Source organism: Actinosynnema sp. NPDC050801 (assembly GCF_040673975.1).
In the GTDB taxonomy this organism is placed as follows: Bacteria; Actinomycetota; Actinomycetes; order Mycobacteriales; family Pseudonocardiaceae; genus Actinosynnema.
Window position 1 is genome coordinate 244,062 of sequence record NZ_JBFAQZ010000001.1, and the last position, 18,114, is coordinate 262,175.

At 71.1% G+C, this 18,114-nt stretch carries 15 protein-coding genes and 1 tRNA gene; 7 read left to right on the forward strand and 9 right to left on the reverse strand.

Annotated features, from left to right (window positions below):
• Positions 1-59: 59 nt before the first annotated feature.
• The 7 genes from pknB to AB0K14_RS01210 all read right to left on the reverse strand — a co-directional run bounded on the left by pknB (position 60) and on the right by AB0K14_RS01210 (position 9,592).
• Positions 60-2,072: a Stk1 family PASTA domain-containing Ser/Thr kinase gene (gene pknB / locus AB0K14_RS01180; protein ID WP_360448521.1), complete on the reverse strand. Its 2,013-nt coding sequence runs from the start codon at positions 2,070-2,072 to the stop codon at positions 60-62.
• 72 nt (positions 2,073-2,144) lie between these two features.
• Positions 2,145-3,572 carry a serine/threonine-protein kinase gene (locus AB0K14_RS01185; RefSeq protein ID WP_360448518.1) on the reverse strand — a complete coding sequence of 476 codons (1,428 nt, stop codon included), beginning with the start codon at positions 3,570-3,572 and terminating at the stop codon, positions 2,145-2,147.
• Positions 3,572-5,035 (reverse strand): penicillin-binding protein 2, encoded by a 1,464-nt coding sequence (locus tag AB0K14_RS01190; protein ID WP_360448515.1) that lies wholly within the window; start codon positions 5,033-5,035, stop codon positions 3,572-3,574. Before AB0K14_RS01190 ends, AB0K14_RS01185 begins: the two co-directional genes overlap by 1 nt.
• Entirely contained in the window at positions 5,032-6,495 is a 1,464-nt protein-coding gene (locus AB0K14_RS01195) for an FtsW/RodA/SpoVE family cell cycle protein (RefSeq protein ID WP_360448512.1), read from the reverse strand. The genes AB0K14_RS01190 and AB0K14_RS01195 overlap by 4 nt, the downstream gene beginning before the upstream one ends.
• A 4-nt stretch (positions 6,496-6,499) precedes the next feature.
• Entirely contained in the window at positions 6,500-7,885 is a 1,386-nt protein-coding gene (locus tag AB0K14_RS01200; RefSeq protein WP_360448509.1) for a PP2C family serine/threonine-protein phosphatase, read from the reverse strand.
• Entirely contained in the window at positions 7,882-8,343 is a 462-nt protein-coding gene (locus AB0K14_RS01205; RefSeq protein WP_184926688.1) for an FHA domain-containing protein, read from the reverse strand. Before AB0K14_RS01205 ends, AB0K14_RS01200 begins: the two co-directional genes overlap by 4 nt.
• A gap of 70 nt (positions 8,344-8,413) precedes the next feature.
• Complete coding sequence (locus AB0K14_RS01210) at positions 8,414-9,592, reverse strand: FhaA domain-containing protein (RefSeq protein ID WP_360448506.1); 1,179 nt, start codon at positions 9,590-9,592, stop codon at positions 8,414-8,416.
• A gap of 116 nt (positions 9,593-9,708) precedes the next feature.
• Between AB0K14_RS01210 and AB0K14_RS01215 the strand changes: the two genes are divergently transcribed.
• The 3 genes from AB0K14_RS01215 to AB0K14_RS01225 all read left to right on the forward strand — a co-directional run bounded on the left by AB0K14_RS01215 (position 9,709) and on the right by AB0K14_RS01225 (position 11,506).
• Positions 9,709-9,794, forward strand: a tRNA-Leu gene (locus AB0K14_RS01215).
• A gap of 447 nt (positions 9,795-10,241) precedes the next feature.
• Entirely contained in the window at positions 10,242-10,859 is a 618-nt protein-coding gene (locus AB0K14_RS01220) for a hypothetical protein (protein WP_360448504.1), read from the forward strand.
• Between the two features lie 14 nt (positions 10,860-10,873).
• Positions 10,874-11,506 carry an NAD(P)-binding oxidoreductase gene (locus AB0K14_RS01225; protein WP_360448502.1) on the forward strand — a complete coding sequence of 211 codons (633 nt, stop codon included), beginning with the start codon at positions 10,874-10,876 and terminating at the stop codon, positions 11,504-11,506.
• Between the two features lies 1 nt (position 11,507).
• Here the strand turns inward: AB0K14_RS01225 and AB0K14_RS01230 are convergent, their stop codons facing one another.
• Positions 11,508-12,797 carry a D-arabinono-1,4-lactone oxidase gene (locus tag AB0K14_RS01230; protein ID WP_360448500.1) on the reverse strand — a complete coding sequence of 430 codons (1,290 nt, stop codon included), beginning with the start codon at positions 12,795-12,797 and terminating at the stop codon, positions 11,508-11,510.
• 73 nt (positions 12,798-12,870) lie between these two features.
• On the opposite strand from AB0K14_RS01230, the gene AB0K14_RS01235 reads away from it, so the two are divergent.
• Positions 12,871-14,058: an amino acid deaminase/aldolase gene (locus AB0K14_RS01235; RefSeq protein WP_360448498.1), complete on the forward strand. Its 1,188-nt coding sequence runs from the start codon at positions 12,871-12,873 to the stop codon at positions 14,056-14,058.
• 16 nt (positions 14,059-14,074) lie between these two features.
• Here the strand turns inward: AB0K14_RS01235 and AB0K14_RS01240 are convergent, their stop codons facing one another.
• Positions 14,075-14,689: a TetR family transcriptional regulator gene (locus AB0K14_RS01240; RefSeq protein WP_360448495.1), complete on the reverse strand. Its 615-nt coding sequence runs from the start codon at positions 14,687-14,689 to the stop codon at positions 14,075-14,077.
• Positions 14,690-14,790: 101 nt separating this feature from the next.
• Between AB0K14_RS01240 and AB0K14_RS01245 the strand changes: the two genes are divergently transcribed.
• From AB0K14_RS01245 to AB0K14_RS01255, 3 genes are read left to right on the forward strand one after another with little or no spacing between them, the layout of a single operon-like run.
• Entirely contained in the window at positions 14,791-16,053 is a 1,263-nt protein-coding gene (locus tag AB0K14_RS01245; RefSeq protein ID WP_360449075.1) for a family 1 glycosylhydrolase, read from the forward strand.
• Between the two features lie 47 nt (positions 16,054-16,100).
• Positions 16,101-17,273 carry an MFS transporter gene (locus AB0K14_RS01250; RefSeq protein WP_360449073.1) on the forward strand — a complete coding sequence of 391 codons (1,173 nt, stop codon included), beginning with the start codon at positions 16,101-16,103 and terminating at the stop codon, positions 17,271-17,273.
• 11 nt (positions 17,274-17,284) lie between these two features.
• Positions 17,285-18,076, forward strand: coding sequence for an SDR family NAD(P)-dependent oxidoreductase (locus AB0K14_RS01255; protein ID WP_360448493.1), 792 nt, complete (start codon positions 17,285-17,287; stop codon positions 18,074-18,076).
• Positions 18,077-18,114: the final 38 nt, after the last annotated feature.

Below are 18,114 nucleotides of genomic sequence, written 5' to 3' on the forward strand. Positions count from 1 at the left end.
CCGGCCCGAACGACGAACGGCCCCCCTCCGCGCGGAGGGGGGCCGTTCGTCGCTGTCGACTACCTGGTCGTGGTCGGGCCACCGCCGACCTTGAACTCGCCCAGGATCACGTTGATCCGCGCGTTCTTGGCCGCCGGCGCGTCCGGCTTGATCTCCTGGTCCAGGATCTTGTTGTTCTGGCCGATCTCGGAGACCGGCTCCTTGTCGCTGACGGTCAGGTCGTTGCCGGTCCACCCCGCCTGGCTGAGCTTGGTGCGGGCCTGGTTCTCGGTGAGACCGCGCAGGTCGGGCATGATGAACTGGTTGCTCTTGGACACGCTCAACGTCACCAGCGTGCCCTTCTCCGCCCGCCCCGGCGCCGGGTTCTGGGCGATGACCTCGTTGAGCGGCTCCGGGCTGTCGACGTCCTTGGTCTGCACCTTGAACCCGTTGCCCTCAAGGGTCGCCCTGGCGTTCTCGACCGTCTGGCCGGTCACGTCCGGCAGCTGCACGGTGTCCGGGGCCTTGCCCAGCGTCACCGTGATCGCGCTGCCCTTCGGTGCGTTGGTGCCCGGCGACGGCGACTGCGAGACGACCTTGCCGACCAGGTTCGGGTCCTCGGTCTCGACCGTCTCGGTGGCCTGCTGGTAGACCCAGCGCTCCGCTTCGAGCTTCTTCTGCGCGTCGGTCGGGCTCAGGCCGGTGACGTTGGGCACCGGCGCGGGCTCCGGGTTGGCCCCGATCATCAGCTTGACCGAGCTGCGCTTGTCCACCTCGCGGTTCGCGGGCGGGTCGGTCGAGATGACCTTGCCGATCTGGTCGTCCTTGCAGGCGGGCTCGGTGCCCGGTTGGCACGGCGTCAGCACCACCTCGACGCCGAGGCCCTTCGCCTCCAGCTCGGCGTGGGCGACCTGCTGCGTCTTGCCCACGAGCGCGGGCACCGACACCTTGTCCGAGGTCGCGTTGTTCTGCCCGTCGCCGTCGTTGAGCAGGGACGTGGTGATCCACGTGGCGAGCGCGAGCACGGCGATGCACAGCAGGACGACCAGGGTCACCATGATCGCCTTCTTGCGCCGGGCGCGCCGCTCCTCGTCCTCCTCCGCCAGCGGGTCGTACTCGGAGGGCTCCTCGCGCTGCGGCTGCGGCCGGTGCCGACCGCCCGCGGAGGGCGCGATCTCGGTGCGCGGCGCCGACGTCTGGCCGAGCACCGCGGTGCGGTCCTCGGCCGTCATCACGGCGGGCGCCGACGGGCGCTGGCCGGACAGCACGCGCACCAGGTCCGCGCGCATCTCGGCGGCCGACTGGTAGCGGTTGGCCGGTCCCTTGGCCATGGCCTTCAGCACGATCGCGTCCAGCGCGGGCGTCACCTTCGGGTTCAGCGACGACGGAGACTTCGGGTCCTCCCGCACGTGCTGGTAGGCCACCGCCACGGGCGAGTCGCCGGTGAACGGAGGCTCCCCGGTCAGCAGCTCGAACAGCACGCAACCCGAGGCGTACACGTCGGAACGCCCGTCCACGGCCTCGCCGCGGGCCTGCTCCGGCGACAGGTACTGCGCGGTCCCTATCACGGCGGCCGTCTGGGTCACCGCGGCCTGGCCGTCGTGCACCGCGCGGGCGATGCCGAAGTCCATCACCTTCACCGCGCCGGCCCGGGTGATCATCACGTTCGCCGGCTTCACGTCCCGGTGCACGATGCCGTGCCGGTGGCTGAAGTCCAGCGCGGCCGACACGTCGGCCATGACCTCCATCGCCCGCTTGCCCGACAACGGGCCCTGGGTCTTCACGATGTCGCGCAGCGTGCGGCCGTCGACGAACTCCATGACGATGTAGGGCAGCGGGCCGTACTCGGTCTGGGTCTCCCCGGTGTCGTAGACCGCGACGATCGCCGGGTGGTTCAACGCCGCCGAGTTCTGTGCCTCGCGACGGAACCGCTCCTGGAACTGGGTGTCACGGGCGAGGTCGGCGCGCAGGACCTTGATGGCCACGTCCCGGCCGAGGCGGACGTCCCGGCCCTTGTGCACCTCCGACATGCCGCCGTAGCCGAGGGTCTCACCCAGTTCGTAGCGGTTGGAGAGCAGTCGCGGAGTGCTCATCAGTGCTTCGTCCCGCTCCTCGTCAACGGTCTCACCATCAAGCCTTGCGTTCGCTTTCGTACCGTTTCGGCGTTAAGTCGGCACACACGTCACCGTGACCCGTGAGCCGATCGCAACCTCACCGGTCGGCGCCAGGTCCGACACCAGGCACCGCTCGGGATCCGGCGGCGCGCCCCCGTCCTCGGAGTGCACCTCGGGTTCCAAGCCGTGCCCGGAGAGCTTCTTCGCGACTTCGTCCACCGGGAGGTCGACGTAGTCCGACTCCGTGATCGTCACCTTCGGCTTGCCGGGGAGCCGATCGGTCGAGTCGTCCAACGGGCGGGCGCTCGTGGTGCCCTGCTGGTTCGCCCCGCCGGGCACCTCTTCGTCCTTCAGCGCCCAGCGCAAGATGACCACGCCGAGCACCAGCAGCGCGACCACCAGCACAGCGACCATAACCCACAGCACGGCGCGGTTGCGCCCCGGTGGCCGTGCGCCCGGCGGCAACGGACGGAAAGCGCCCGTGTGCGGAGTGTTCATACCTGGTGGGACGGGTTGCATGGCCGGACGCGACCCGGGATGGGTTCCCGGGACACCGGGATGGGCCCGCTGCGCGGGCGGCGGCGTCATCGGCGCGGCCATCGGCGCACCGACCACCATCGCCAGTCCGGACGGCGCGGGCAGCGGCTGGCCGGCGCGCACCGCGCCCACCGCGGACGCGAACTCGCCGCCGTTGCGGTAGCGCTGGCGCGGGTCCTTGACCAGGGTCGCCTCGATCAGCGCCCGCGGGCCCGGCGGCACGTCCGGCGGCAGCGGCGGCGCGATGTCGCGGATGTGCATCATCGCGACCGTCACCGCGTTCTCCGACAGGAACGGCCGGTGCCCGGTCAGGCACTCGTAGCCGCACACCGCCAGCGCGTAGACGTCCGAGGCGGGCTCGGCGGCGTGACCGAGGGCCTGTTCCGGCGCGATGTAGTGGGCCGTGCCCATGACCATGCCGCTGTGCGTGACCGGCGCCGCGTCAGCCGCCTTCGCGATGCCGAAGTCGGTGATCTTCACCGTGCCGGTCGGGGTGACCAGGATGTTGCCCGGCTTGACGTCGCGGTGCACCAGCCCGCGCTCGTGCGCGGCCTGCAACGCGTTGCCCGCCTGCTCCAGCACGTCGAGCGTGCGGTCCGCGCCGAGCCTGCCGCGGGCGATGATCGCGGCCAGCGGCTCGCCCTCCACCAGCTCCATCACCAGGTAGGCGGTGTCCTCCGGCCCGTCCGGGATCGACGCGGTCTCGCCGTAGTCGTGCACCGCGGCGATGCCGGGGTGGTTGAGCGACGCGGTGGTGCGCGCCTCGATGCGGAACCGGTTCAGGAACTCGGCGTCACCGCTGAGCTCCGCCTTCAGCACCTTCACCGCGACCTTGCGGTCCAGCCGGGTGTCGTCGGCCTCCCAGACCTCGCCCATGCCGCCGACCGCGATCCGCTTGCTGAGGCGGTACCGCTCGGCGAGCAACTGGCCGGAGGTCAGCATCAGCGTCCCCCGAGGTAGGCGCCGATGACCGCGCGGCCGATCGGTGCGGCGACCCGGCCGCCGGTGGCCGCCAGGCCCTGCTGGCCGCCGTTCTCCACGATCACCGCGATCGCGATCTCCGGCTTCTCGGCGGGCGCGAACGCCACGTACCAGGCGTGCGGGTTGGTCGAGCGCACGTCGTCGCCGTGCTCGGCGGTGCCGGTCTTGGACGCGATGGTCACGCCGCTGAGCTTGCCGCCGCCACCGGTGTTGTTCTCCGAGGCGATCATCATGTCGCGCAGCACGGCCGCCTCGCCGGGCTCCATCGCCTCGTCGACCTCGTCCGGCTTCGTCTCGCTGATCGACTGCAGGTCGGGCGCCAGGATCTTGCCGACGAGGTGCGGCTGCATCCGCACGCCGCCGTTGGCGATGGTCGCCGCCATCACCGCGTTGGCCAGCGGCGTCACCCGGACGTCCTTCTGGCCGATGCCGGTCTGGTAGACCGACGGCTTGTCCGACATCGGGCCCAGCGTCGAGGGCACCACCGACAGCGGGATCGACAGGTCCTGCTCGCCGATGCCGAACTTGGCCGCCTGGTCGCGCAGCTTGTCCGGGCCCATCTCGGCGGCCAGCACCGCGAACGCCGTGTTGCACGACTTGGCCAGCGCCTCCTCGAGCCTGGCCGTGACGCCGTTGCCGCACACGGTGTCGTTGAAGTTCGGCAGCTTGTTCTCGGTGCCGGGCAGCGTGATCGACGGCCGGCCGTCGACCTCGGTGTCCTTGGTCTTGCCCTCGGCCAGCGCCGCCGCCGTCACCACGAGCTTGAACGTCGAGCCCGGCGGGTAGTTCTCGTGGATCGCGCGGTTGAGCATCGGCTTGGACTTGTCCGCGTCATAGCCGACCCAGGCCTCTTCCTGCACGTCCACGTCGTGGCTGGCCAGCACGTTCGGGTCGTAGGACGGGGTGCTGGCCATGGCCAGGATCTCCCCGGTCTGCGGCCGGATCGCGACCACCGTGCCGGTCACGCCCTGGAGCCTCTCGTACGCGATCTGCTGCAGCTTCGCGTCGATGGTCAGCTGGAGGCTGCCGCCCTTGGGGTCGCGGCCGGTGATCAGGTCGGACACCCGGCGCGCGAACAGCCGGTCGTCCGAGCCGTTGAGCAGGTCGTCCTCGGCGCGCTCCATGCCGCCCGCGCCGTAGAGCGTGGAGAAGTAGCCGGTCACCGGCGCGAACGCCGCGCCTCCGGCGTAGGTGCGCAGGTACTTGAGCCGGTCGTCGACCCGCTGCACGCTGGCCAGCGGTGTGCCGTCGGCGGCGATGATCTGGCCGCGCTCGCGCGAGTACTGGTCCAGGATCACGCGCCGGTTCAGCGGGTCCTTGCGGTAGTCGTCGGCCTTGATGACCTGCACGTACGTCGCGTTGCCCAACAGCAAGAGCATCATCGCCATCATGGCGAGGCCCACCCGGCGGAGCGGTGTGTTCATTTCGGACGCTCCACCATGACTGTGAACTGGTCGGCGATGGCCGGCTGCTGCGGCCTGGGCTTCGGCGTCGACTTCGGCGCGCGCGCCGCGTCCGAGATGCGCAGCAGCAGGGCCACCAGGATGTAGTTGGCCAGCAGCGACGAGCCGCCCTTGGACAGGAACGGCGCGGTGATACCGGTCATCGGGATCAGCTTGGTCACGCCGCCGACGACGATGAAGATCTGGAACGCCACCGCGAACGCCAAGCCGCCGCCGAGCAGCTTGCCGAACGTGTCACGCACCGCGAGCGCGTTGCGCAGGCCGCGCATCGCGAGCACGGTGTAGATCAGCAGCACCGCGGCCAGCCCGACGAAGCCCAGTTCCTCGCCGATCACCGCGGTGATGAAGTCGGTGTTGGCCTCCGGGATCTGGTCCGGCCGCCCGCCGCCCAGGCCCGCGCCGAACAGCGCGCCGGTGCCGAGCCCGAACAGCGACTGCACGATCTGGTAGCCCGTGCCGGACGGGTCCGCGAACGGGTCGAGCCAGTTCTGCACCCGGACCTGGACGTGGCCGAACAGCTTCCACGCCACGAACGCGCCGACGCAGAACATCAGCACGCCCAGCACGACCCACGCGGCCCGCTCGGTCGCCACGTACAGCAGCACCAGCACGATGCCGAAGAACAGCAGCGAGCTGCCCAGGTCCTTCTGCAGCACCATGATGCTCACGCCGACCGCCCACGCGGCGATCAGCGGGCCCAGGTCGCGCGCCCGCGGCAGGTCCAGGCCGATGACCCGGCGGCCCGCGACGGTGAACAGGTCGCGCTTGGACACCAGGAACGCGGCGAAGAACACCATCAGCAGGATCTTCGCGAACTCGCCCGGCTGGATGGAGAACGCGCCGAAGCTCAGCCAGATCTTCGCACCGTTGATCTCCGGCGCGATGAAGCTCGGCAGCACACCGGGCAGCACCAGCGCGACCAGGCCCAGCAGGCCCGCGGTGTAGCCGTAGCGGGCCAGCGTGCGGTGGTCGGACAGCACCTTCAGCACGGTGCAGAACAGCACCAGCGCGATCGCCGTCCACAGCACCTGCTTGGGCGCGGCCGACGACCAGACCTGGTTGTTCGGCAGCTTCACGTCCGCCATGGCCAGGTCGATCCGGTGGATCATCACCAGGCCCAGGCCGTTGAGCAGCGCGACGCACGGCAGGATCACCGGGTCGGCGTAGGGCGCCCACTTGCGCACCGCGAGGTGCGCCACGGTCAGCAGCCCGAGGTACGCCAGGCCCAGCCACAGGATGCTGAGGCTCAGCTCCTGCTCCTGGTTGGCCTCCACCAGGATCAACGCGCCCGTCACCAGGACGGCCGCGAACGCGAGCATGAACAGTTCCGTGGTGCGTCGCGTGGGCGGCCTCAACCCGGGCGACGTGCTGCTCGCCGCCGCGAGCGGTGTGCCCTCAGCGCCGGTGACCGGCGAACCCATGCGACTACTGACCCTTTCGGCAATCCGTGCCCGGCTTCTGCACGGGCGTGGGGAGGGGAGTTCCCTCCGCAGTGGTGGACGTCGGCGGCGCGGTCGAGGTTGCCGTCGGGTCCACCGAGGTGGTGGACGTTCCCGGCGTGCCCTCGGTGCCACCCTTCGGGCAGAACGGCAGCGTCTGCTCGGTGCGCAGCCTGCGGATCGCCTCCCGGGCGCCCTCCAGGCCGTCCACGTCGGTGATGCCGTTGCGCACGACGTCCCTGGTGGCGACCTTGAGGTCGTCCACCGTGATCGGCTCGCAGGCCTGCGAGCCCGGCGGGCACGAGCCCTCCACCCGGCGGTGCAGGTCGAAGCCGAAGACGCTGCCGGTGACGCCGCGGAACACCGACACCTCGCCGTTGTCCGCGGTGCCGACGTAGTACTGGCGCAGCACGTACCAGCGGGTGCCCAGACCGGCCGCGACCAGCAGCAGGAGCAGGAAGACCACCAGCGCGAGCGCCTTGAGCCGGTTGCCGCGGGCCCGCCGGGGGTCCGGCGGCGGCATCGGCTCGACCCGCTGCGGTACCGGCCGCGGGCCGGTGATGGAACTCGCCCGCGAGGCGGGCGAGTCGGGGGGTGGCGGGTCTTCGCTGCCGTCTCCGGCCGCGCCGCCCACTATCGGGGCGTCCTCCCCGAAGTCGACGTCGACCACGTCGGCGATGACGACCGTCACGTTGTCGGGGCCGCCGCCCTTGAGCGCCAGCTCGATCATCCGGTCCGCGCACGCCTGCGGGTCCGTGATGCGGATCGCCTCTTCGAGCGTCTCCATGCTGACCACGCCGGACAGGCCGTCCGAGCACAGCAGGTAGCGGTCGCCCGGGCGGGCCTCCCGCACCATCAGCCTCGGCTCCACCTCGTGGCCGGTCAACGCGCGCAGCAGCAGTGACCGCTGCGGGTGCGTGGCCGCTTCCTCTTCGGTGATCCGTCCCTCGTCGATCAACGACTGCACGAACGTGTCGTCGTGCGTGATCTGCGTGAACGTGCCGTTGCGCAGCATGTAGGCGCGCGAGTCGCCGATGTGCACCATGCCCAGCCGCGAGCCCGCGAACAGCACGGCGGTGAGCGTGGTGCCCATGCCGTCCAGGTCGGGGTCGCTCTGCACGAGCTCGGAGATCGCGCCGTTGCCGGCGATCACCGCGTCGCGCAGCTGGCCCAGCAGGTCGTCGCCCGGCTCGTCGTCGTCGAGCGGTGCCAGGGCGGCGATGACGACCTTGCTCGCGACTTCACCCGCGGCGTGGCCACCCATGCCGTCGGCGAGTGCGAGCAGGCGTGGGCCCGCGTACACGGAGTCCTGATTGTTCGATCGGACCAGGCCCCGGTCGCTGCGGGCCGCGTATCGGAGGACGAGGGTCATGAGCGCAGCTCGATCACCGTTTTGCCAATTCGGATCGGGGAGCCGAGCGGGACCCGGAGTGGGGCCGTGACCTTCGCCCGGTCGAGATAGGTGCCGTTCGTGGAGCCCAAGTCCTCCACGTACCAGTCGGTGCCGCGCATCGACAGCCGCGCGTGCCGGGTCGACGCGAAGTCGTCGTCCAGCACGAGCGTGGAGTCGTCGGCGCGGCCGATCATGATCGGCCTGCCGTCCAGGGAGATGCGCGTGCCCGCCAGCGCGCCGTGCGTCACGACGAGCTGCCGGGCCGCCTTGTTCCCCCGGGCGGCTTTGTTCGCGCCCCTACCGAACTTGGGCGTCGGGACACGGAGCCCCGACGCCGCGTACAGATCGGAGCGGACCACTCGAAGCGCAGCCAACACGAACAACCAGAGCAGGACGAGGAAGCCCGCTCTGGTCAGCTGCATCACCAGCTCTGGCACCGGTTGTAACCGCTCCTGACTTGAGTGCCGTCACGCCTTCGCCCGAATCGACGCGCCCAGAATGTACTGGTCAGCCCTGGGTGCGGTAGACCAGCGAGGAGTGGCCGATGCGGACGACATCGCCTTCCGCGAGCTGCCAAGTCTGCACTGGAGTGCCGTTCACCGTGGTGCCGTTCGTCGAACCGAGATCAGCGAGCATGGCACTGTGCCCGTCCCACGTGATCTCCAGGTGCCTCCTGGAGACCCCGGTGTCGGGAAGTCGGAAGTCCGCTTCCTGGCCGCGGCCGACGACGTTGCCGCCCTGCTTGAGGTTGTAGGTGCGGTTGGAGCCGTCGTCCAGGTGCAGCGTCGCGTTCAGCTGCCGGGGACCGGACTGGACCGCCGGGGGCGCGTAACCCTGTGCCGGGTCGCCGTAGCCCTGCTGGCCGTAGCCCTGGTCGTAGCCGGGCTGGCCGTAACCCTGCTGGCCGTAACCCTGGTCGTAGCCCTGCTGGCCGTAGCCCTGGTCGTAACCGGGCTGACCGTAACCGGGCTGCTGCTGACCGTAACCCTGGTCGTAGCCCTGCTGCTGGCCGTAGCCCTGCTCGTAGCCGGGTTGCTGCTGACCGTAGCCCTGCTCGTAACCGGGCTGCTGTTGGCCGTAGCCCTGCTCGTAGCCGGGTTGCTGCTGGCCGTAGCCCTGCTCGTAACCGGGTTGCTGCTGACCGTAACCCTGCTGGTCGTAGCCCTGCTGCTGCTGGCCGTAGCCGCCCTGTGCATAGGGGTCGTAGGCGGGCTGGCCCTGTCCTTGTCCGTAGCCGGGAGGCTGGCTCATGGATCCGTCTCCTGCAGTGCGAGGTGGTGCTGACCGTCGGCTGGCAACTTTCACGTCGGGGTCGACGGACGAGCTGGTTCGGAACTGTCCCGTGTGCAGCGCGTCGGAGCGCTCCAGGGAGACTACGACGTCACCATAGGTATCCCATCCGCTCTCTTCGAGGTGCTCCCGGATGGAGTCCCCCAGAAGCTGGGTGATGCGTAGTTCATCCTGACCGTCCCCGGCAAGCCGATCGTGGTCCTGCGGACCCAGCAGGACCTGGAAGTGGTTCGGAGCGAGCAACCTGCCACCCGCCAACTCGCGGATGCTGCTCTCCGCCTCCCGCTGCAGTGCCTGGGCCACTTCCTGCGGGACGACGTTGCCACCGAACACACGCGCGAAGGTGTTGCCGACGATGCCTTCGAGACGGCGCTCGAAGCGCTGTACGAGGCCCACGGCAACCCTCCGACCCGGTCGACTTCTACGACCGATCGTATCCGGGCTGACGTGGCGGTACACGGGGCAATTGGTAACCCGGACGGGGACCATGCTAGTGTTCCCCACGTCGCTCCGGGCGAGTGGCGGAATGGCAGACGCGCACGGTTCAGGTCCGTGTGTCCGAAAGGACGTGGGGGTTCAACTCCCCCCTCGCCCACCAGAATCATGAAGTCCCATCCACGGTCGTGGGTGGGACTTCTGGTTTTTCCGGACTTCCCCGTCCCGGGTCCGCGTGATGTCTGTCACCTGGGTGGCTGCGGCCGAACGTGGCGGCTTCGGGTCGGTCGGTCGGTTTCACGCGGCGAGCGGTCGGTCGTGCGGTCGCCGGTGTGGCCGGGGCCCGGGTTCGGCGGGCTTTCCAGGCGAGCGGCGCGCACGCAGAGCAGCATTCCGGGATTTGCCGGCCGCCCGGGTCACCCAGACGGCAGCACCGCCGGGCCGAAGTCCGCCCGCCGGTCGCCGACCGGTTACCGACCGCTCGACGCCGCCGATCGCAGGACGCCTTTTGCCCCGGTGGTGCGACCGTTCCCACCTGGTACGCCTTACCCAGAGCACGAGTCGAAACGCGGCGGACAGCCCGCCGTGGTTTTGCCGAGGAGGCCCTGGCGTGAGCAGCACACCAGCACGGATCGTGGACACCGATGACGCCAGGGCGCTGTCGGCTACCGCCGTTCCGGTTCCCGAACTGCCCGGTTCCGCCGAGGAGCTGGCCGCCTCCGCGGCGTTGCGCCTCGGCTGGCACGGCGTGGTGCTGCCCGAGATGGTCCTCATGGGGCGCAAGGTGATCGTGGTGGCGGAACTGCTGCCCGACGCGCACGCCGAGCGGCTGTGCCTGGGCGCGGGCCCCGAGACCGACCGCACCACGGTGTCCACCTGGGTGTGGCCGGAGATGGACGGCCGCGTGCCGCCCACCGCCGTGCGGATCGTCGGCGTGGTGGCCGTCGCCCGGCACTGGCGGACCGCGTTGGCCTCGGCGGTGCCCTTCGCCCGCTTCGGCAACGCCGCCGCCGTGCTGCCCACGTCGGTCGTCTTCACCCACGACTACCTGGCGAACTGCCTGCCGCGGGTGCGGCGCTACGGCGTCTCGGTGCTGCTGGCCGACGAGGAGTTGCAGCTGAGCACCGACGTGGCCGGTCGCAACGAGACCGTGCCGGTCGAGGACACCGCGACCACCCGTTGGGTGAACGAACTGGTCTACGAGCGGGTGCTGGCGACCGCGTCCTGACCTACGGTCGGACCATGCGGGTAGTGATCGCGGGTGGACACGGCAAGATCGCGTTGTGGGTGCAGCGGCTGCTGGCCGCGCGGGGTGACAGCGCCACGGCGCTGGTGCGCAACCCGGACCACCACGCAGACGTGCTGGACGCGGGCGGTGTCCCCGTCCACTGCGACCTGGAGGCGACCGACGTCGCCTCGGTCGCCGATCTGCTGAACGGCGCGGGCGCGGCACTGTTCGCCGCGGGCGCCGGGCCCGGCAGCGGGGTGGCGCGCAAGGACACCGTGGACCGGGCGGCGGCGGCGTTGTTCGCGCAGGCCGCCCAAGAGGCCGGTGTGCGGCGGTTCGTGCAGATCAGCACGGGCGGCATCGGCCGGGCGACCGGTGACGAGGTGTTCGACGCCTACCTGGCGGCCAAGGGCGCCGCGGAGGCGGACCTGCGGGAACGCGACCTGGACTGGACGATCCTGCGGCCCGGCCGGCTGACCGACGACGAGCCGACCGGGTTGGTGGAACTGGCCGAGACGCCCCTACGGGGTTCCGTACCGCGCGGCGACGTGGCGGCGGTCGTGGTGGCCCTGCTGGACCGCCCCGGCACCGTCCGGCGCACCTACGAGTTGATCGCCGGCGGTACCCCGATCGCCGAGGCGTTCTGATCTACCGCCCGACCGGGCCGAGCACGCGGTCCAGGTAGGCGTTGGTGAACTTCCCGGTCGGGTCGACCTCGGCCCGGACCCGGCGGAAGTCGTCGAAGTGCGGGTAGCGGTCGCGGAGGGTGTCGGCCGACAGGCGGTGCATCTTGCCCCAGTGCGGCCGTCCGCCGACCGCGCCCGCGATCCGCTCGAACGCCTCGAAGTACCGCCGGTAGGGCATCCCGAGGTACTGGTGGACGGCGACGTAGGCGGTGTCCCGGCCGTGCGCGGTGGACAGCCAGATGTCGTCGCCCTGCGCGACCCGCACCTCGACCGGCACGATGACGCCGTGGTCGAGCCGGGCGACGGCCGCCCGGAGCTCCCGCAGCACGTCGTGCAGCGCCGCGCGGGGCACCGCGTACTCGGTCTCGACGAACCGGACCCGCCGCGGCGTGACGAACACGCGGTGGGAGACGTCCCGGTAGTCGCGTTCCGAGATGAGCGACCCGCACACCCGGTTGAGCGTCCTGGTGGTGGCCGGCAGGGCCTTGGCCAGCTTGCAGACCAGCCCGAACGCGCCGTTCTCCATGACCTCGTACTCGTAGAACCGGCGCAGCGCCGACAGCGGCGCGGCCGGGGAGTCGACCCGGTTGTTCCGCTTCACGATCACCCGGTCGGAGTGCGGGAACCAGTGGAACTCCACGTGGTCCTCGACCGCGGTGAGGTGGTCGAACTCCTCCAGCACCGCGTCCAGCCGGCCGGGGAACTCCCGCGCGTGCAGCACGAACGACGGCACGCACCGCAGGGTGACCGTGCTGATCACGCCCAGCGCACCCAGCCCCACCCTGGCCGCGTGGAACAGCTCGGGCCGTTCGTCGGCCGCGCACCGCGCCACCGACCCGTCGGCGAGCACGAGCTCCAGCGCCACCACCTGGGTGGCCAGGCCGCCGAGTTTCGCGCCGGTGCCGTGCGTGCCGGTGGAGATGGCGCCCGCCACGGTCTGCGCGTCGATGTCGCCGAGGTTCGGCATGGCCAGGCCCAGCACGTCCAGCAGCGCGTTGAGCTGCTGCAACGTGGTGCCCGACCGGACGGTCACCTGCGTGCCGGTCACGTCGACGACCCCGGTCCACGCGTCCAGGTCGACCGCGACGCCGGGCGCGACCGCGATGCCGGTGAACGAGTGCCCGCTGCCGCGCGGGCGGACACTGGAGGCGCCCGCCACGGCGGAGGCGATCTCGTCGACGCTCGCCGGGTGCTCCACCCGGTGCGGGATCGCGGACGCCGTGCGTGCCCAGTTCGTCCACGGGGTCCCCATGCCCACCTCCGGATGTGACGCGTTCCACGAACCGTAGGTGAAAGCTATTCACCTTTCAAGTACGGTGAGGCCCATGCAGCACCGCACGCGCCTGGACGCCGCGACGGAGGAGCACGACCCCCCGTTCGCGATAGTCGACCTGGACGCCTTCGACAGCAACGCGGCCGACCTCGTGCGCCGCGCGGGCGGGCGGCCGATCCGGGTGGCGAGCAAGTCCGTGCGGGTCCGGGCGCTGCTGGAACGGGTGCTCGCACGGCCCGGTTTCGCGGGCGTCATGTGCTACTCGTTGGCCGAGGCGCTGTGGTTGTCCTCGGTCGACCTCGCCGAAGACCTCCTGGTCGCCTACCCGACCGTGGACGGGTCGGCGTTGCGGGAGCTCGCGAAGGACGACAAGGCCCGGGCGAGGATCACGATCGTGGTCGACTCGACCGCCCACCTCGACCTGGTCGGGGCCGCGCTCGGCGCCGACCACCCGGAGATCCGGGTGTGCCTGGAGCTGGACGTCTCCTGGCGACCGGTGCCCGGCCTGCACGTCGGCCCACGGCGCTCACCCGTGCACACGGCACGTGAAGCGCGCGCTCTGGCCGAAGCGATCGCGCGCCGGCCGGGGTTCCGGCTGGTCGGCGTGATGGCGTACGAGGGGCAGATCGCGGGCCTGGGCGACGAGCCGCCGGGCAAGCCGCTGCGCGGCGCGGTGCTGCGCTGGATGCAACGCCACTCCGCCGCCGAACTGGTCGAACGCCGCACGGCCGCGGTCTGGGCCGTGCGCCAGGTCGCCGACCTGGAGTTCGTCAACGGCGGCGGCACGGGCAGCCTGGAGGTCACCGCCGCCGACCCCTCGGTCACCGAGCTCGCCGCGGGTTCCGGGCTCATCGGCCCGACCCTGTTCGACGGCTACCGCGGCTTCCGGCCCAAGCCCGCCGTGCTGTTCGCCCTGCCGGTGGTGCGCAGGCCGAAGCGGCACGTGGCCACGCTGTTCTCCGGCGGCTACATCGCCTCGGGCACCGCCACCCCCGACCGCCAACCGTCCCCGTACCTGCCGCTCGGGCTGAAGCTGCTGCCGATGGAGGGCGCGGGCGAGGTGCAGACCCCGGTGGTGGGTCGGGCGGCCGACTCGCTGCGCCTGGGCGACCGCGTGTGGCTGCGGCACGCCAAGGCGGGCGAGCTGGCCGAGCGGTTCACCCACTACCACGTCGTGTGCGGCGACGTCGTGGAGCGGACCGTGCCCACCTACCGGGGCGAAGGCCACTCGTTCGGCTGACGGTCGACCGGGGTTCCTAGCTCGGGAGCCTGGTCGACAGGTAGCCGCGCACCAGCGCCTTGGCCTCGTCCAGGATCCGCTGGTCACCGGCCGGGTCGCGGCGGAACGCCAGGTTCAGCACGCCGTCCGCCGCCTCGACCGCGATCGAGATCGGCAGCTGCAGCTCGGCGAACGGGATGTCGAACTTGGCCGAGATCATCTCCGCGATGCGGTCGGAGATGACCGTGTTGTTGTCGCGCTGGTCGTCGAGCAGTCGCATGTCGACCACGTCGCCGAAGTGCAGCTTGGAGAACGCGGGCACCTCGCGGTGCATCGACACGTACACGTCGAAGATCGAGTCGACGGCGTCCCACCAGTGCTCAAGGGTGGTGGAGGTGAACCGGCCGTCCACCGTTTGGATGAACTTCTCCAGGTTGCGCAGGGTCAGCGCCTGCACGACCGCCCGTTTGTCCGGGAAGAACTGGTAGAGCGAGCCGACCGCGACCCCCGCGCGCTCGGCGATCAACGTCGTGGTGACTCCGTCGTAGCCGACCTCCTCGATGAGCTGTGCGCAGGCTTCGAGCATCCGCTCGACGCGCTTGGCGCTGCGCTGCTGCACCGGCTGGCGGCGCAGCGGGGTCGTACTGGTCACGGCGACTCCTGCTGAGTGGACTGCGGGACTCCATAGTGCCCGGTCGTGGACCTTTCCACTTCACTTCGCGCTGCAACACGCCTACGATCCGAATGACTTTCATGTTCTGGGAGGCTCGCGTGACCGTGCCGAACGACCTTCTGGGTCCCCACGACTTCCTCTGGGGAGTGTCGACCTCCGCGTTCCAGATCGAGGGGTCGTTCACCGCCGCCGGCAGGCAACCGTCCACCTGGGACGCGTTCCCGGCGTTCGAGGGGCACGACGCGTCCGTGGCGTGCGACCACTACCGCCGCTACCGCGAGGACATCGCGCTCATGCGGTCCCTCGGCGTGGGCGCCTACCGGTTCTCCGTGTCGTGGCCGCGGGTGCTGGCGGGGGACTTGGCGTTCTACGACCGGTTGGTGGACGAGCTGCTGGAGTCCGGCATCGCGCCCGTCGCCACGCTGTACCACTGGGACACCCCGCTGACCGTGGAGGACGCGGGCGGGTGGCTCAGCCGCGACACCGCCTCGCGGTTCGCCGAGTACGCCGCCGAGGTCGGCGGACGCCTGGCCGACCGGGTCGCGATGTGGATCCCGATCAACGAGCCCGCGATGGTGACGCTGCTCGGGTACGCCACCGGGCAGCACGCGCCGGGCAAGGCGCTGCTCTACGACGCGCTGCCGACCGCGCACCACCTCAACCTGGCGCACGGGCTCGCCGTGCAGGCGCTGCGTTCCGCCGGAGCGCGCGCTGTGGGCACGGCGAACAACCACACGCCCGCGTGGCCGGCCGGCCCGTCCGACGAGCCGGCCGCGGCCGCCTACTCCGATCTGCACAACTGGCTCTACGCCGACGCGCAACTGGCGGGGCGCTACCCGGACTCGTTGGCCGACCGCTTGCCGATCGTGGACGGCGACCTGGCGATCGCCGCCGCGCCGCTCGACTTCTACGGCGTGAACTACTACAACCCGACCCGGCTGCGGCAGCCGTCCGAGGGCAACCCGCTGCCGTTCGAGCTGGTGGACATCGACGAGTACCCGAAGACCGGCTTCGGCTGGCCGGTCGTGCCGTCCGGGCTGTCGGAGATGATCTCCCTGTTGCGAGATCGCTTTGTCGACTTGCCTCCCGTGTACGTGACCGAGAGCGGGTGCAGCTACCCGCACTCGCCGGAGGACACCGAGCGGATCGAGTACCTGGACCGGCACATCGAGGAGGCGCTGAAGGCGGACGTGCGCGGGTACTTCGTGTGGTCCTTGATGGACAACTTCGAGTGGGACTCGGGGTACTCGCAGCGGTTCGGCCTGGTCCACGTCGACTACGCGACGCAGGAACGCACCCCGCGTGCCTCGTACGAGTGGTACCGCGATCGGATCAAGCGGTGACCGCGGAGGCGTTGGCCGAACCGGTCGTCCCGGTCCGGCGGTCGTGGATGACGTGGCTGTTCCTGGCCAACCTCGGCCTGTGGCTGGCCATCTACGCGCCCATCCAGGTGCTGCTGCCGCAACAGGCCGAGCTGCTCGACGCGGCGGGCAAGGAAGCGGTGTTCGGCCTGGTCACGGGGGTCGGCGCGCTCGTGGCGCTGGTGGCGAACCCGCTGATCGGGCTGTCGTCGGACCGGACCACGTCCAGGTTCGGCCGGCGGCACCCGTGGACGCTGGCGGGCGCGCTGATCGGCGCCGTCGGTCTGGTGGTGCTGTCGGCCGCGTCATCCGTCGGTGTGATGGTGCTCGGGTGGTGCCTGGTGCAGGCCGGGCTGAACGGGATGCTCGCGAGCCTCACCTCCGCCGTGCCCGACCGGGTGCCCGTGCGGCAGCGGGCCAAGGTCGGTGGGCTGGTGGGCGTCTCCCAGATGCTCGGCACCGTGCTGGGCGCGGTCGTGGTGACGGTGCTGGTCAGCGGCCTGTCGGCGGGGTACCTGGCGTGCGCGGCGCTGGTCGTCGTCGGCGCGGCCGCGTTCGTGCTGATCACCCCGGACGCCCGGCTGCCGCTCGTCGCCCGCCCGGCGCTGCGGTGGCGCGAGCTGTGGGTGTCGCCGAGGCGGCACCCGGACTTCGCCTGGGCGTGGGGCACCCACTTCATGATCAACCTGGGCAACGCGTTCGGCACGCTCTACCTGCTGTACTTCCTCGGTGACGTGGTCCGGCACCCGTCGCCCGAGGACGGCCTGCTGGTGTTGATGCTGCTCTACGGCGTGGCGCTGGCGCTCGGCGCGTTCGGCGTCGGCGTCCGCTCGGACCGGACCGGCAGGCGCAAGCCGTACGTGCTGATGTCGGCCGGCGTGATGGCCGCGGCGGCGCTGCTGCTCGTCGCCTGGCCGACGTGGACGGCGGCGCTGGTCGCGGCGCCGCTGCTCGGCGTCGGCTTCGGCGGGTACTGGGCGGTGGCGTTGGCGCTGCTGACGCAGGTGCTGCCCGCCGCGTCGGACCGCGCCAAGGACCTGGGCGTGGTCAACATCGCCAACTCGCTGCCCCAGGTGATCGCGCCGCTGCTGACGACGTTCGTGCTGGCGTGGCTCGGCGGGTACCGGGGGTTGTTCGCCGTGTCGGCGCTCGCCACGCTGTGCGCGGCGGTGCTCGTGACGCGGGTCCGTTCGGTGGCTTAGGAGGGGTTCGGGTGCGGTTGGCGGGCAAGGCGGTCGTGGTGACCGGCGCGTCGCAGGGCATCGGCGCGGCGACGGCCCGGACGCTCGCGGGGCGCGGTTCGGTTGTCGTGCTCGTGGCACGCGGCGGTGAAGCGCTCGATGAGCAGGTCGAACGGATCACGGCGATCGGCGGGCGTGCGGTCGCACTGCCCGCCGACCTCGCGGACGTCGACCAGATCCACGCGCTCGCCGAACGGGTGGTCGCGGCGGTCGGCGTGCCGGACGTGCTGGTGAACAACGCCGGTGTCGGCCGCTGGCTGTTCCTGGACGACACCCCGACGCCGGAGCTGGCCGGGATGATCGCCCTGCCGTTCACCGCCGCGCTGCACCTGACCAGGGAATTCCTGCCGGGGATGCGGGCGCGCGGCTCGGGGCGGGTGGTCAACGTGAACTCACCGGTGTCCCGCCTGCCGATCCCCGGCGCCACCGGGTACGCGGCGGCCCGCTACGCGTTGCGCGGGATGACCGCGGCGCTGCGGATGGACCTGCGCGGCACGGGCATCGGGGTGAGCGAGGTCGTGCCGGGCAAGGTGAGCAGCCGGTACTTCGTCAACAACCCCGGCGCGGAGGAGCGCATCCCGGCGCTGGCCAGGGTGATCCCGACGGTGACGCCGGACGACGTGGCGGCGCGCATCGCGTGGGCGGTGGAGCGCGAGCGGGACGAGGTGGTCTTCCCGTGGCAGCTGAGGGCGTTCGACCTGGCCGGTCGGCTGTTCCCCGGGCTCACCGGGTACCTGACCTGGCGCACCGGCACCCACCGCTGAGGGCCTGAGCACGCGAAACGGCCCCGATGTCCGCGCGG